We start from the raw sequence: 13,781 nt of genomic DNA on the forward strand, positions 1-13,781 counted from the left end.
GATGCTTCTATGTTGAATCGCGATTTTGATCACCTATCCACTCTCGCACACCACTTTTTTGAACGTGAAGATGTTCGTCAAAAGCTCAATATCATCGATCAGTACAACATCTCCGGTTGGGAAGTGTGGATGCAGATAGAATTTGCCAATCTGTTGGCTTCGACAGGTCATGAATGGTGGCGTGAACAGACCCTCGCTTGCGATCTGCGGAAAAATCCACAGCGTTTGTCTGTGCGTGCAGATTTCTTATTGCGGAAAAAAGGCTGGACGCAGGACAGCTACATTGCGCTTGAGCTCAAGCAGAACCAGGATCCGACAAGCTGCGTCAGAAATATGATTGCGGATTTGGTTAAAAGCGCAAAAATCAAACGTTCGGAATTAGAGCTACGAAGCTTCTGGACGTTAGGAGTAACACCCCGCATAGACAAAGAGCGCCTCGATGAACTGATTGACTATTATCTGGATGAAAAATATTACCTGACTAAATCACGTAAGAAACATGTGCTGCTTAAAGACATCGAACAAACGCCTTACTGTTATATCGTGATCTAAGTATCTCAGTGAGATGCTTCATCAGTTGGAAAACACGGCATGTAGATGGGCGAACGCTATAATGCCGTGATCTCAATCACATAAATTCCCCCACTCACCCCCATTACTTACCGCTCACTGACACTTGGGACCGCTTAAGCTGACATACAACCGCTCACTTATTTACCTTACTTTACGCGCGTATTTCTCTGGCAAGATCCCCCCAACATAGCAGTCAATTTACCTCCTCAAACACAAGATCAAACCCACGCGGCTTCGGCCAATTATTAATTAGATACCAGGTTTTACTATGGATACGAAAAAGATATTCAAGCACATACCCTGGGTGATTCTCGGAATCATCGGTGCATTCTGCCTCTCGGTAGTGGCATTACGTCGGGGTGAGCACATCAGTGCCCTGTGGATCGTGGTCGCCTCAGTTTCTGTTTATCTGGTGGCCTATCGTTACTACAGTCTGTACATCGCCCAAAAGGTGATGAAACTTGACCCGACGCGTGCCACGCCGGCGGTCATCAACAATGACGGTCTGAACTACGTTCCAACCAACCGTAACGTATTGTTTGGCCACCACTTTGCCGCTATCGCAGGTGCAGGTCCGCTGGTTGGGCCGGTACTGGCCGCGCAGATGGGCTATCTGCCCGGTACGCTGTGGCTGCTGGCGGGTGTCGTGCTGGCCGGTGCGGTGCAGGACTTCATGGTGCTGTTTATCTCTTCACGCCGTAACGGCGCATCTCTGGGTGAGATGATCAAAGAAGAGATGGGCCCGATCCCGGGAACCATTGCGCTGTTCGGCTGCTTCTTAATCATGATCATCATCCTTGCGGTACTGGCGCTGATCGTGGTGAAAGCGCTGGCTGAAAGCCCATGGGGTGTGTTCACCGTCTGCTCAACCGTACCTATCGCGCTATTCATGGGGATCTACATGCGATTCCTGCGACCGGGTCGCGTGGGCGAAGTGTCGGTGATTGGTATTGTGCTGCTGGTTGCGTCTATCTACTTCGGCGGCGTGATTGCTCACGACCCATACTGGGGCCCGGCGCTGACCTTTAAAGACACCACCATTACCTTTACCCTGATCGGCTACGCGTTTATCTCTGCGCTGCTGCCGGTATGGCTGATCCTCGCGCCGCGCGACTATCTGGCTACCTTCCTGAAAATCGGCGTTATCGTCGGTCTGGCGGTGGGGATTGTTATCCTCAACCCGGAACTGAAAATGCCGGCGATGACTCAGTACGTTGATGGTACTGGTCCGCTGTGGAAAGGCGCTCTGTTCCCGTTCCTGTTCATCACCATCGCGTGTGGTGCGGTATCTGGCTTCCACGCGCTGATCGCTTCTGGTACCACACCGAAGCTGCTGGCCTGTGAAACCGACGCGCGCTTTATCGGTTACGGCGCCATGCTGATGGAATCCTTCGTGGCGATTATGGCGCTGGTTGCCGCGTCCATTATCGAACCGGGTCTGTACTTCGCAATGAACACCCCGCCTGCGGGCCTTGGCATCACCATGCCGAACCTGCATGAAATGAGCGGCGAGAACGCCCCGCTGATTATGGCGCAGTTGAAAGACGTAACCGCACATGCGGCGGCGACCGTCAGCTCCTGGGGCTTCGTCATTTCGCCTGAGCAGATCCTGCAGACCGCGAAAGACATCGGTGAACCGTCCGTTCTGAACCGCGCAGGTGGCGCGCCGACGCTGGCCGTTGGTATCGCTCACGTGTTCCACAAAGTGCTGCCAATGGCTGATATGGGCTTCTGGTACCACTTCGGTATTCTGTTTGAAGCACTGTTCATCCTGACCGCACTGGATGCCGGTACCCGTTCTGGCCGCTTTATGCTGCAGGATTTACTGGGTAACTTCGTTCCGTTCCTGAAGAAAACCGACTCTCTGGTTGCGGGTATCATCGGTACTGCGGGCTGCGTAGGCCTGTGGGGTTACCTGCTGTATCAAGGCGTTGTTGACCCGCTGGGCGGCGTTAAGAGCCTGTGGCCGCTGTTCGGTATCTCTAACCAGATGCTGGCTGCCGTGGCACTGGTTCTGGGCACCGTGGTACTGGTTAAAATGCAGCGCACCAAATACATCTGGGTTACCGTTGTTCCGGCAGTATGGCTGCTTATCTGCACCACCTGGGCGCTGGGTCTGAAACTGTTCAGCACCAACCCGCAGATGGAAGGCTTCTTCTTCATGGCGAATCAGTACAAAGAGAAGATTGCTAACGGCGGCGAACTGACCGCTCAGCAGATTGCCAACATGAACCACATCGTTGTCAACAACTACACCAACGCAGGCCTGAGTATTCTGTTCCTGGTGGTGGTGTACAGCATCATTTTCTACGGGTTCCGTACCTGGCAGAAAGCCCGCGCCATCAACGGTCGCTCTGATAAAGAGACGCCGTATGTACCGGTGCCGGAAGGCGGCGTGAAAACCTCTTCACATCACTAACCGTATTCAGCCCCGCTTCGGCGGGGCTTTTCGCTTATCAGGATTGTTTATGTTTGGTACTTTAGGTCAGGCAAAAAAATACCTCGGTCAGGCGGCAAAGATGCTGATTGGCATTCCGGACTACGACAACTACGTCGAGCACATGAAGACCAACCATCCCGATAAGCCGTACATGACCTACGAAGAATTCTTCCGCGAGCGCCAGGAAGCCCGCTACGGTAGCGGCGGAAGCAGTTGCTGTTAGAAGGAGAAATGAATGACCCCGATTGCAGTTACCCTACTCACCGGTTTTCTTGGCGCGGGTAAAACCACCCTGCTGCGCCATATTCTCAACGAGCAGCACGGCTATAAGATTGCCGTTATCGAAAACGAATTCGGCGAAGTCTCGGTGGACGATCAGCTGATTGGCGACCGCGCCACGCAGATCAAAACCCTGACCAACGGCTGCATTTGCTGTACCCGCTCCAGTGAGCTGGAAGACGCACTGTTAGATCTGCTCGACAACCTCGACAAAGGCGCCATCCATTTCGACCGTCTGGTGATCGAATGCACCGGCATGGCCGACCCCGGCCCGATTATCCAGACCTTTTTCTCCCATGAAGTGATTTGCGAACGCTACCTGTTGGACGGTGTGATTGCGCTGGTTGACGCGGTACATGCCGACGAGCAGATGAACCAGTTCACCATAGCCCAGTCGCAGGTGGGCTACGCTGACCGCATCCTGCTGACCAAAACCGACGTGGCGGGTGAAAGCGAGAAACTGCGTGAGCGCCTGGCGCGCATCAACGCCCGCGCCCCGGTGTATACCGTCACGCATGGTGATATCGACCTCTCCTTGCTGTTCGATACCAACGGTTTCATGCTCGAGGAGAACGTGGTCAGCGCCAAACCACGCTTCCACTTTATCGCCGACAAGCAAAACGATATCTCCTCGATCGTCGTCGAGCTGGATTACCCGGTAAACATCAGTGACGTGTCACGGGTAATGGAAAATCTGCTGCTGGAATCCGCCGAGAAGCTGCTGCGCTACAAAGGCATGCTGTGGATTGAAGACGAGCCGAACCGCCTGCTGTTCCAAGGCGTTCAGCGTCTGTACAGCGCCGACTGGGATCGCCCGTGGGGCGATGAGCAACCGCACAGTACGCTGGTATTTATCGGCATTAATCTGCCGGAAGACGAGATCCGAGCCGCGTTTGCGGGATTGAAGAAGTAACTCTGCTATTTCACATTATTCATATTTACACATGCCTGTAACGTGGCATGTGTAAATTTCACACTAAGGTTATACTAGCCAAAGTTGTTTTAATTGAGACTTCATATTTTCATGCCGTATTTTAAGCTCGGACAATCCCCATTCGGCTGATTTACATACATCTTTTGTGAGATCAAATGAACTTTTGCTATTCAATTTTTCATAAATAGATTTTTTCTTAATAAAGTCAGAATGCTGCGCTTCTGAATTTTTAGTACCGCTAATAAGAGTCAAATTACCTATTTTATGCAACCAGTAAACATGTTCATGTGGTTCAAATCGATTAATCCAATATTCATTCACCAAAGCCTGAGGGAGAATATGTTCAATAGTTATTCTTCCTGTATAAGTTTTAATTACACTCTCGTCTTGCTGTTCCATGTCAAGACGAAGTAAAATCGCTTTAATTAAATTAACCTGATTAGGCCTTGGTTCATATAAATCATCATCAAGTGCAGTAATAAATCCTTCATTATCCGCATGCTGATTAATTTGATTAATTATAGAAGGAAGAGGCATACCATTATTTATGGCAACAAGCGCAGAATAACAAACCATCTCTCTTTGGCTTTTAATCTGTTTTTTCAACCAACCATGCATATATACTTTTTCAAAGCAGGTAATAAACTGAGAAAATTCTTCTAATGTAAACTCTTCTGTACGAACCATTCTGTTCAGGAAGGCTAAGGCAGGAGGGATCCATTCATCTACTCCAAGATTACTCAGGGAAGCTATTTTCCTTCGAATAGAAGAATGTTCAAAATCATTCTCCAGTATTTTAGAGTAATTTTTAGCAGAACTGACTAACATCAGCGACATCGCGATAGCATCGCCATCAAAATTTTCTTGTAAATTCTCAATAAAGGATTCAAATCCTTTTTGTAATACCCTGTCACGATCTTTCTTCTCTGAAAGTTTGTGAAGTGTAAGAAACTTATCAAGCCTTCTAACACCAACCATATCCTCAATTTGGGACCATGCCGACTCAATTTGTTCAGATTTTTTATTATGTGCAGCCGCAGACTCAAAAAGCGCGTTTTTCAATAAATCTGCATTGCTCAGAGGTAATCCCCGACTATTTAGAACATTAAATAACCGGAATGATGATGCAAAATCATCAGTTTGCACAAACACTATATATACATTTTGTAATATATATTTAGCCAATAACCTCAATTCATCATCTGATAACTTCGCTAAGTAATCCCTAATAACTTCCGCATTGCTAATAAAGACCAAATCAGTATCTGACGGTTTTTCTGGTTTATAATTCTTAAGATCCTGAAGAATATAATACTTATAAAGTTCATACTCCTTCTTTCTGACAACTAGCCTAGGTTCTTCCGCTTCATCAGAATAGACATCAATTGGCAAAACTCTTTTTTGCAGATCGTCTTTAATACCTTGTATTGATATCTTTTTTTTCAGCTCAGACACAATAATACTAAGTGTTGTCAAACGTTGCTGCCCATCAACAACCTCATATTGATTCTGCCCCTTGTTGATGCAAATCATACTCCCTATAAAATATTCACGCTCTTCAGATTGAGAACTTTCATATATATCATCAATAAGCTGTTCTGCATTATCAACAGTCCAACTATAAGGTCGCTGATAAGAAGGAATGATGTATTTTTTGTTTTCGGTAAGGATATCTTGGACCTTACACTCTTTAGCTTCCATTTTCACATCCAAATTAATAGTTAATGGCTACATTATCTTTCTTGATCTACAGAAAGGCAACCTTAGAAGATTTGTATCTCCATGTTCTTCATGATTTTTATAACAACTGTCAAGTTAAGCTATCCCCCGTTATCGGTAGAGAACGGACATGTCTGACCTGAACCTTAGAACCCTGACGGAAGCAGACATCATCACCAAACGCGTTATGCCCGCCATCCTTGATGCAGGCTGGAACGACACAACGCAAATCAGACAAGAGATCAAACTCCGGGACAGCAAGGTCATCGTACGCGGCAAAGTCGCGTTATCCGGATTACACGCATGTTCCGGCAATTATTATGAAAGGCCAGTGGCTGGAGGCAGCCGGTTTCACCACCGGCTGCAAATTCGATGTCAGAGTGATGCCCGGCTGCATTGTGCTGATGGCCAAGCTGCCGGAGCCGGAAGAACTAGCGTTATTACATTCGCTGCGTCGGGTGTGCAAGCTGTCCGCACGTAAGCAACTAAGCAACAGCAGGTGCAGGTGCAGGTGCAGGTGCAGGAGTTTATCGACGTAATTTCGGCGAAGCCTGTCAGGCAGAAATAAACGCCCGGATGCCAGTCAGCGCTCATGAGTATAAGCGCCGTGTATTGATTGCATTACAGCTCTGGGTAAGATCATTTTATCCGGAGCCGTTTACTCAAGACCCTAAGCGATAATCCCAATCATCATAGTGGACTATATTCCCATCATGATAGTGCCAGGTAATCTTCTTGTAACGGAGCTGAGCAAGTTCAAGATGGGTCTGTTTTTCGTAATAAGGATCTTTAACATCGTGCATCAGTGAAAAAAGCGTAACGACTTTCACATTTTCCAGGGTTATCGTAAAATAGACCTCTTCCTGACCAGCATAATTTATTCGATAGAGGTCAATAACCGCTTTCCTTAATGTTTCTCCGGTACTTAATGATTTGTACAAAAGCACACTAGAAGCATCAATTTCCTTTTCAATTAAAAATGGACGATGTTGGCGTTTATTCAACACCCTCCCATTATGCAAATCAGAGTTGTAGCTCACATTATGATACAGACCTAAAATCTCGATCTGATTTTCACGGTCTTTTACCATTACACTACCTTTGATAATATTACCAGCATCATCGATTAATGACATATAACCGGGGATAGCCATTTATAAATCCTTGTTAAATGGAATAGAATTCTCAACATTATTGATCATAACCGTAATACACCGCTTCCCTTCTGTCGTTTTGACCTTATACATTTCCCTGATGGAATTAACAAATAGCTTATTCATTTCTTCTTCTGACTCAGGGTAAGAGGTAAATGCGCATACCTTCTCAATATTCAGCAATGGTCTGTTATCGTTGAGGATAGCCAGAACACCGACTGGGTTATGTGGAATGGCTTCAGAGACCGCCCCCTGTAAATCTTCCGCCGTACTGGCATCAACTCCGGATTCAAGAGCACTTGCTACCGTTAACCAGTCATTATTACCTTTGCTAATTTCAGGAATAATATGGTTCCACCATTCTGACTCACTGCCATCATAAAGTTCGTGTACAACAGTATTTGCTCCTTTTTCATTTATCATCTGCAGAAGCTGTGCTGCAGTATGCACTGCAGCACAGGGAGCACCCGAAAGAATAAATAGAAAGGAGATAAAAATAAATTTCATTATCTTACCACCAAAATTGTGTCACCCGAATCGTAAATGGTTTGGCGCTTATCTTGTCCATTCATAATGATACATCCTGCAGATGCCGTTCCCGGTGGCTGCCCTTTTTTATCACCATGAATTTCGAAATGATCTCTGCCAAAAGTATTTGTCCCTGCAATAGGTTCGAGGATAATAGCGGCGGGACTTTTATGATTATTCCATCCAGCAATAAAATAAACGCCTCGTGGAATGGGGCCCTTGTTACGTATGTGTTCACAGTTCGGTTTATCCTTTGATTCACCAGCACCACTGTAGCAATAAGCAATTAATTTACCGTTATGGCTCAGTATACCTGTCGATACTTTATATTCCCATGTCATATGATTTACACCCTTTAAAATATAATAATTATGCTTATCATATTTAATTGTAAAATTAAATATGTTCATAAAGTCACAATTATTAAAATTCAAAATATTTATAATTCATACATCTTTATTTCTCGAACCAATAAATCGTATTCTGAATAATTAGATAACGGGGAAGCAGCAGGCAATCTGAAAACACCCGGTGTACCAGAAATACCATCGTTAGCGTTGCCACCAGCGCGACGTAACCGGATACGCGTGAGGAAACGGGCGTTACCACGCGCATCACCGTGGAGTCCGGCGTCAGCGGGATCCAGATATCGGCAACGATAAACCAGGCGAATATTACCAGGAAAGCGGCAATACTCACCCTTACCCAACGGGCAAATTTTTGTTCTGGGGTCATCATAGTTTTTAGTGTTGATTGTCTTCTTCGCGGATTGTCCGCAAATTGCAGGCGAGTTGAATTAAGGTCGCGCTGAATAAGGCAAGCTCCGCTTCAGGAATGGTGCAGGTGACGCGATGTTGATATGTCTCAATCACCCGGTTAAGTTCTTCAAGCCTTGAGCGGCCTTGCGCGGTCAGCGTTAGCAGACGGATGCGTTTGTCATAAGGCGATGTGGAACGCAGCAGATAGCCCTGCTTTTCCAGCTGCGAAAGGGTGCGCATTAGCGGCGGCAGTTCAATGCCCTGTATTTGTGCCAGTTCACTGACCGAGACGTTGTCTCCCAGTTGATACAGTTGCATCAGTACCGTCCAGCTTGACTGCGTCAGGCCAGTATCAGTGATGGCAGCATCAATAATGGCTCGCCACTGGCGCACCACCATTGCCATGCGCATCCCCATCGGACGGCGGGCAAACAGTTCATCTTCCGTCATCTTACTTTCCCCTCATCGCTGAGAAGAAAATAATACTTATCAGGGTAGTATCAAGAAACAGGCTATCCAGAAGCATGGATTGATAAATAATGTGAATATAAAAGAGGCCGGGGCGATAACCCCCAGCCTCTGTCGATGGAAGAAAATCACTCAACCTGATCGCGTCGCAGCCCGACGTCCCGCAGCCGCTCATTACTCATCTGTTGCAGTACGCGCCGCGTTTGCGCCCGTAACCGCCACGCCTTATATGCCCGCCAGATCAGAACAAACCCAATAAATGGCTGCTTTGCTTTATTCTCATGAAATTCCATACCTTGCCTCCCCGCCTTGTCTGAGGCTTTATCTTCACGGATTTGGCCCTAAGCAATACAGACTCACAAAGTACTTTTATTTAACATACAGATTGGTTAAAAAGAGTTCTGCATCGCTTTTTTCACGCCAATCTGTACTGGTTTTTTAATCTGTATGGTACCCATAAGGGATACAGTATGACGCGTTACCAACATCTGGCCAATCTGCTGGCCGAACGCATTGAGCAGGGGTTGTATCGCCATGGCGAAAAACTGCCTTCGGTACGTAACCTGAGTCAGGAGCACGGGGTCAGTATCAGCACCGTCCAGCAGGCGTATCAGATGCTGGAACAGCGACAGCTGATCACCCCGCAGCCGCGTTCCGGTTATTTTGTCGCGCCGCAAAAAGCGCTGCCGCCCGTACCGCCGATGTCACGCCCGGTGCAGCGTCCGGTCGAGATAACGCAGTGGGATCTGGTGCTGGATATGCTAAAAGGGCATAGCGATAAATCTGTGATCCCCTTCAGCAGCGGCGCGCCAGATGTCAGTCAACCGAGCCTGAAACCGCTCTGGCGCGAGCTCAGCCGCGTAGTGCAGCATAATCTGAAGGCGGTGCTGGGGTACGACAAGCTTCCCGGCAGCCAGGATCTGCGCCAGCAGATCGCCCGTCTGATGCTGGACAGCGGTTCAGTCCTCAACGCCGATGATATTGTGATAACCAACGGGAGCCAGAGCGGAATGTCGCTGGCGCTGCTGGCGGTTTGTCAGCCAGGGGACATTGTCGCCGTTGAATCCCCCACCTACTACGGCACAATGCAGCTACTGCGCGGCCTGGGGATCAAGGTGATTGAGATCCCAACCGATCCGGATACCGGGATCAGCATTGAAGCGCTGGAGCTGGCGCTGGATCAGTGGCCGATCAAAGGCGTGCTGCTGGTTCCCAACTGCAACAACCCTCTCGGGTTCATTATGCCGGATGCGCGTAAGCGGGCGGTGCTCGCCCTCGCCCAGCGTCACGACATCGTCATTTTTGAAGATGATGTGTATGGCGAACTGGCCACAGAGTATCCGCGCCCGCGTACGATCCACTCCTGGGACAGTGACGGCCGGGTAATACTCTGCAGTTCGTTTACCAAATCCGTAGCCCCAGGACTGCGCGTGGGTTGGGTGGTTCCCGGTCGCTATTACAACAAACTGCTACACATGAAGTACGCCGTCATTGGTACTAACGTTCCCGCTACGCAGCTGGCAGCAGCCTCCTTTGTGCGCGAAGGTCATTACCATCGGCATATCCGGCGTATGCGCCAGATTTATCAGCGTAATATGGAGATCTACACCAGCTGGGTACGGGAATATTTTCCCTGTGGGATCTGCGTCACCCGACCGAAAGGCGGCTTTATGCTGTGGGTCGAGCTGCCGCTCCAGGTCGATATGGTCTGCGTCGCTAAGCAGCTCTGTCGCCTGAAAATCCAGGTCGCACCGGGATCGCTGTTCTCCGCATCCGGAAAGTATCGCAACTGCGTACGCATCAACTGCGCGTTGCCGCCAAACGAGAAGCATCAGGAAGTGATGCAAAAGCTCGGCGAGGCGGTAAAGATGGCGATAGAGTAAACCGGACCGCCCGGTGATTTCGGCCAGACGATTATGCGATTTAACTCATATCTAATGACTTAAACCCTGAATATCTTCTGCGGAAAGCCGGGTAATTTTTTGTACCGTGCAGATATCAATACCGTCTGCCAGCATGGTGTGGGCAATACGGAGCGCCTCATCAAGTCGCCCTTCTATAAGCCCTTCTTGTCGTCCTTCCTGTAACCCTTCCAGCCTGCCTTTTTGTAGCCCTGCCTCATGCAATCTGTCGGCGATCGTCATCAAGTGATCCTTATGCTGCGGTGAACGTTCGGCAACCTCACGAATAAACTCACTGAATCGAGGTGCATCGCCAGTTCGTAAAATATAATTAAACAGCGTCTTTATCTGGCTGTCATTAGTCAGTCCGGTAAGTAGCAGGGAAACAATTTGCTCGACCAGCCCCATAAGGTCGCGCTGACGAATATGTTTTTGGATTAACTCCAGCAGCGCCATACGTCGATGCTGCACAATTTCGTCATCCGGGGTAACCGTAATATCCACCAGCGGAAACGCCACAGCATACAGCTGACGAGCCAGCTTCGGGTTGGCAAACTCGTCCAGCCAGCATAGGGAATAAGGATACGGGCTTTTCGCACCGTGATAGAACAACATCGGCACCACCAGCGGTAATTGCTGATGCCCGGCATCTAAATGCTTCTGCATGGCCGCTACCGCGTAACGCATCAACCTGAATGCCATATGCGCATCTGGTGTGCTTTGGTGTTCAATCACCACATAAACATAGCCATCACCTTCCGTCGTTTTCACGGACCACAGCACATCGGAATAGTGCGCACGTAAATCCTCTTCAATGAAACTATCCGGCTTGAGTTTCAGCGTCTGAAAATCGCAAAGTTCGCGCAGCGAAGCGGGAAGATGTATTTGTAGAAAATCCCGAGCTGTCTCAGGGTGGCGCAAAAACGTTTTAAAGACCGCATCATGCGGGGTGGAAGTCGGTGCTTTGTTCATGGCGATCCATCACCTTGAAATAAGATGCCGTTACTGTAGCGCTGGTAAACCACACCCTCACCTGTAACTTTCTCTCTTTGCGAGACGATTTCCGGGATAAAAACGCCCCTTTGTAACGTCTGCATTTGTCTGGAACGCATCGCGCAGAATCACGACCTCAATGCACATTCCCGCTTTTTCACCGCAGGGCCTGTGCTATAACAAATCATCACTTTCATGGAGGACACGATGTGACGCATACCCGGGATATTCCACAATCGTTCTGGCGTGATGAGCAACTGCCGTGGCTGGAGCTTCGCAGCACCTGGCAAAGTCAGCAGGCCTATAAGCGCCATCACCACTCTCAGCTCTCTATTGGGGCAATTCTCGAAGGAGGAACCTGCTGCCTGTGCGATGACAAGGAATACCATCTGAAGGTGGGCGATCTCATTGTGATCCCACCACTGGCACCCCACAGCTGTAATCCCGTCAACGGGCAATTTCGCAGCTATCACATGCTTTATCTTGATGCCCGGTGGTGTCTTGCCCATCTGCCTGCGCTGAACAGCAATCAACGGCTTTGCACGCGCACTCCTGTTATCCGCGATCCGCAATTATTCCAGTGCTACATGCACCTTGTGGCGCTCATGCCGCAACGGCAAACGACGCAGATAACTGATGCTGCACAAGCATTGCTGCGCTCGCTGCCATTGCAGTCGGTAACACCTGAAAACCTAAGCGTCACCAGCCAGTATCTGCGCAAGCGGTTGCAGTCCAGTCTGCTCTCCCCACCCTCGCTGGATGAGCTGGCAGATGAGTGTCACATGCGTAAAGAGACGCTGATTCGGACCTTTAAGCAGGATACCGGGCTGACGCCGGGAAATTATCTGAACATGATGCGGATTGACTATGCCCGTCAGCGGCTACGGGCCGGGGACGAGATTGTCGATGTCGGCTACCAGAGCGGGTTTGCCGACCAGAGCCATTTCCATCGCACCTTTGTTCGCTACACAGCAGCCACACCGCGCCAGTACGCATTGGGACGATCAATATCAGACAATAATTAGCGTTGCGTCAGGCGTACGCTGATCTCTGATTCATTTTCTGAGGTCGCTATGTCGCCGCTTGCTGAACTTTTTCCGTCTGCTTTTCCCGCGCTGGCGCTGGCGCATTTTGTTGCACTACTCAGCCCAGGGCCGGACTTCTTTTTACTGGTCGGTTACGCCGTACGTTACCGGATGCGCGGCAGCGCCGGACTGTGCGTGGGGATCGCCATTGGCAACGGGCTGTATATTCTGCTGGCGATTATTGGTTGGGGGATTCTGCGCCAGCTTCCCCTGCTGTTTACGGTTATTGAGCTGCTGGGCGCGCTCTATTTATTATGGATTGGCAGCCTACTGATACGCAGCCGCCCGCAAACCCTGACCGGAGCAGACGCCCAGTCTACCTGTCCAGGATTTGGCAAACAGCTGCTGCTGGGATTAGGCTCGTCGCTGCTCAACCCAAAAAATGCGCTGTTCTATCTGGCGCTGATGACCGCCCTGCTCGGCCCGTCGGTGACGCTGCTGCAACAAACCATGAGCGGGATCTGGATGACCAGCGTGGTGTTGTTCTGGGATCTGCTGATCGTGATGTTCATCGGCTTACCGCAGATCCAGCGACGGTTAACCAGAGGGATATTGTGGATCGAGCGTATCGCCGGCGGCGTATTGATCGTCTTCGGTTGTGCAATCGCGCTGCGTTTTCTGCAGAGCGTCACTTTCTGATAAGCGTGACGATTTTCTGCAAATAAAGCGGATAAACTCGTTTAATTAATATCCAATCCGCATTACACTTTGGGTGGCTATTATCCATTCAACCAATTCTTCTCGAGGTGCGATGTGCTGATTGTTACTTGTAATCGTTACGTTTTCTGACCCGAGTCTGAAAACGTTTCTCCTGTTTGCGCCTCGCGCAGGCAGCGTTTTTGATTACATGAAATTCAGTACATTTGCAGTCTGCTTTTTTCTGTCATCGGTCTGACGTCTCAAAGACGGTATTGAATTTCGCTATTCCCGTTGAGGGTTTTCTCCCGAA

General features: G+C 49.1%; 14 protein-coding genes and 3 pseudogenes. 9 read left to right on the top strand and 8 right to left on the bottom strand.

Annotated elements, in window-relative coordinates; all coding sequences use genetic code 11:
- Window positions 1–9: 9 nt before the first annotated feature.
- From HV352_RS20240 to yjiA, 4 genes are all read left to right on the top strand, one after another.
- Window positions 10–552: a hypothetical protein gene (locus HV352_RS20240; RefSeq protein ID WP_016151578.1), complete on the top strand. Its 543-nt coding sequence runs from the start codon at window positions 10–12 to the stop codon at window positions 550–552.
- Between the two features lie 289 nt (window positions 553–841).
- On the top strand, window positions 842–2,992 hold the full coding sequence (gene btsT / locus HV352_RS20245; protein ID WP_003830033.1) for a pyruvate/proton symporter BtsT: 2,151 nt from the start codon (window positions 842–844) through the stop codon (window positions 2,990–2,992).
- A 49-nt stretch (window positions 2,993–3,041) separates the two neighbouring features.
- Window positions 3,042–3,236, top strand: a complete 195-nt coding sequence (locus HV352_RS20250; protein WP_003830038.1) for a YbdD/YjiX family protein — start codon at window positions 3,042–3,044, stop codon at window positions 3,234–3,236.
- 12 nt (window positions 3,237–3,248) lie between these two features.
- Window positions 3,249–4,205 carry a GTPase gene (yjiA, locus tag HV352_RS20255; RefSeq protein ID WP_104651993.1) on the top strand — a complete coding sequence of 319 codons (957 nt, stop codon included), beginning with the start codon at window positions 3,249–3,251 and terminating at the stop codon, window positions 4,203–4,205.
- A gap of 69 nt (window positions 4,206–4,274) precedes the next feature.
- Here the strand turns inward: yjiA and HV352_RS20260 are convergent, their stop codons facing one another.
- Entirely contained in the window at window positions 4,275–5,927 is a 1,653-nt protein-coding gene (locus HV352_RS20260) for a DUF262 domain-containing protein (protein WP_172860883.1), read from the bottom strand.
- Between the two features lie 148 nt (window positions 5,928–6,075).
- Between HV352_RS20260 and HV352_RS20265 the strand changes: the two are divergent.
- A pseudogene (locus HV352_RS20265) lies at window positions 6,076–6,231 on the top strand (type I restriction endonuclease subunit R); the annotation flags it as partial.
- A pseudogene (locus HV352_RS20270) lies at window positions 6,212–6,513 on the top strand (SymE family type I addiction module toxin); the annotation flags it as partial. The pseudogenes HV352_RS20265 and HV352_RS20270, both read left to right, overlap by 20 nt.
- 94 nt (window positions 6,514–6,607) lie before the next feature.
- On the opposite strand, the gene tssD reads toward HV352_RS20270, so the two are convergent.
- The 6 genes and pseudogenes from tssD to HV352_RS20300 form a co-directional block, all read right to left on the bottom strand.
- Complete coding sequence (gene tssD, locus HV352_RS20275) at window positions 6,608–7,099, bottom strand: type VI secretion system tube protein TssD (RefSeq protein WP_016151575.1); 492 nt, start codon at window positions 7,097–7,099, stop codon at window positions 6,608–6,610.
- Window positions 7,100–7,606, bottom strand: coding sequence for a hypothetical protein (locus tag HV352_RS20280; protein ID WP_016155610.1), 507 nt, complete (start codon window positions 7,604–7,606; stop codon window positions 7,100–7,102). It lies immediately after the preceding gene.
- Window positions 7,606–7,968: a tlde1 domain-containing protein gene (locus HV352_RS20285; protein WP_016151573.1), complete on the bottom strand. Its 363-nt coding sequence runs from the start codon at window positions 7,966–7,968 to the stop codon at window positions 7,606–7,608. The genes HV352_RS20280 and HV352_RS20285 overlap by 1 nt, the downstream gene beginning before the upstream one ends.
- Window positions 7,969–8,194: 226 nt before the next feature.
- A pseudogene (locus HV352_RS23780) lies at window positions 8,195–8,365 on the bottom strand (hypothetical protein); the annotation flags it as partial.
- A gap of 5 nt (window positions 8,366–8,370) precedes the next feature.
- Window positions 8,371–8,835 carry a MarR family transcriptional regulator gene (locus HV352_RS20295; RefSeq protein WP_049269958.1) on the bottom strand — a complete coding sequence of 155 codons (465 nt, stop codon included), beginning with the start codon at window positions 8,833–8,835 and terminating at the stop codon, window positions 8,371–8,373.
- 146 nt (window positions 8,836–8,981) lie between these two features.
- Entirely contained in the window at window positions 8,982–9,146 is a 165-nt protein-coding gene (locus tag HV352_RS20300) for a DUF1127 domain-containing protein (protein ID WP_016155606.1), read from the bottom strand.
- A 177-nt stretch (window positions 9,147–9,323) separates the two neighbouring features.
- Between HV352_RS20300 and HV352_RS20305 the strand changes: the two genes are divergently transcribed.
- A complete protein-coding gene (locus HV352_RS20305; protein WP_181635024.1) occupies window positions 9,324–10,736 on the top strand; it encodes a PLP-dependent aminotransferase family protein in 1,413 nt (470 codons plus the stop codon).
- Between the two features lie 51 nt (window positions 10,737–10,787).
- Here the strand turns inward: HV352_RS20305 and HV352_RS20310 are convergent, their stop codons facing one another.
- On the bottom strand, window positions 10,788–11,726 hold the full coding sequence (locus tag HV352_RS20310) for an Rpn family recombination-promoting nuclease/putative transposase (protein WP_181635025.1): 939 nt from the start codon (window positions 11,724–11,726) through the stop codon (window positions 10,788–10,790).
- Between the two features lie 230 nt (window positions 11,727–11,956).
- Between HV352_RS20310 and HV352_RS20315 the strand changes: the two genes are divergently transcribed.
- Together HV352_RS20315 and HV352_RS20320 are read left to right on the top strand one after the other, a co-directional pair.
- Window positions 11,957–12,772, top strand: a complete 816-nt coding sequence (locus HV352_RS20315) for an AraC family transcriptional regulator (protein ID WP_019078299.1) — start codon at window positions 11,957–11,959, stop codon at window positions 12,770–12,772.
- Window positions 12,773–12,820: 48 nt separating this feature from the next.
- The gene (locus HV352_RS20320; RefSeq protein ID WP_019078298.1) at window positions 12,821–13,471 is read left to right on the top strand and encodes a LysE family translocator; all 651 of its coding nucleotides are present in this window, start codon (window positions 12,821–12,823) and stop codon (window positions 13,469–13,471) included.
- Window positions 13,472–13,781 lie beyond the last annotated feature (310 nt).

It is taken from the genome of Citrobacter sp. RHBSTW-01044, from assembly GCF_013781945.1.
GTDB classification, from domain to species: Bacteria; Pseudomonadota; Gammaproteobacteria; order Enterobacterales; family Enterobacteriaceae; genus Citrobacter; species Citrobacter braakii.

Coding starts and splice junctions, on each gene's coding strand:
- HV352_RS20300 (WP_016155606.1), bottom strand. CDS start 9,146: ATGGAATTTCATGAGAATAAAGCAAAGCAGCCATTTATTGGGTTTGTT.
- HV352_RS20320 (WP_019078298.1), top strand. CDS start 12,821: ATGTCGCCGCTTGCTGAACTTTTTCCGTCTGCTTTTCCCGCGCTGGCG.
- HV352_RS20240 (WP_016151578.1), top strand. CDS start 10: ATGTTGAATCGCGATTTTGATCACCTATCCACTCTCGCACACCACTTT.
- HV352_RS20285 (WP_016151573.1), bottom strand. CDS start 7,968: ATGACATGGGAATATAAAGTATCGACAGGTATACTGAGCCATAACGGT.
- HV352_RS20295 (WP_049269958.1), bottom strand. CDS start 8,835: ATGACGGAAGATGAACTGTTTGCCCGCCGTCCGATGGGGATGCGCATG.
- HV352_RS20260 (WP_172860883.1), bottom strand. CDS start 5,927: ATGGAAGCTAAAGAGTGTAAGGTCCAAGATATCCTTACCGAAAACAAA.
- yjiA (WP_104651993.1), top strand. CDS start 3,249: ATGACCCCGATTGCAGTTACCCTACTCACCGGTTTTCTTGGCGCGGGT.
- HV352_RS20310 (WP_181635025.1), bottom strand. CDS start 11,726: ATGAACAAAGCACCGACTTCCACCCCGCATGATGCGGTCTTTAAAACG.
- HV352_RS20280 (WP_016155610.1), bottom strand. CDS start 7,606: ATGAAATTTATTTTTATCTCCTTTCTATTTATTCTTTCGGGTGCTCCC.
- HV352_RS20305 (WP_181635024.1), top strand. CDS start 9,324: ATGACGCGTTACCAACATCTGGCCAATCTGCTGGCCGAACGCATTGAG.
- btsT (WP_003830033.1), top strand. CDS start 842: ATGGATACGAAAAAGATATTCAAGCACATACCCTGGGTGATTCTCGGA.
- HV352_RS20250 (WP_003830038.1), top strand. CDS start 3,042: ATGTTTGGTACTTTAGGTCAGGCAAAAAAATACCTCGGTCAGGCGGCA.
- tssD (WP_016151575.1), bottom strand. CDS start 7,099: ATGGCTATCCCCGGTTATATGTCATTAATCGATGATGCTGGTAATATT.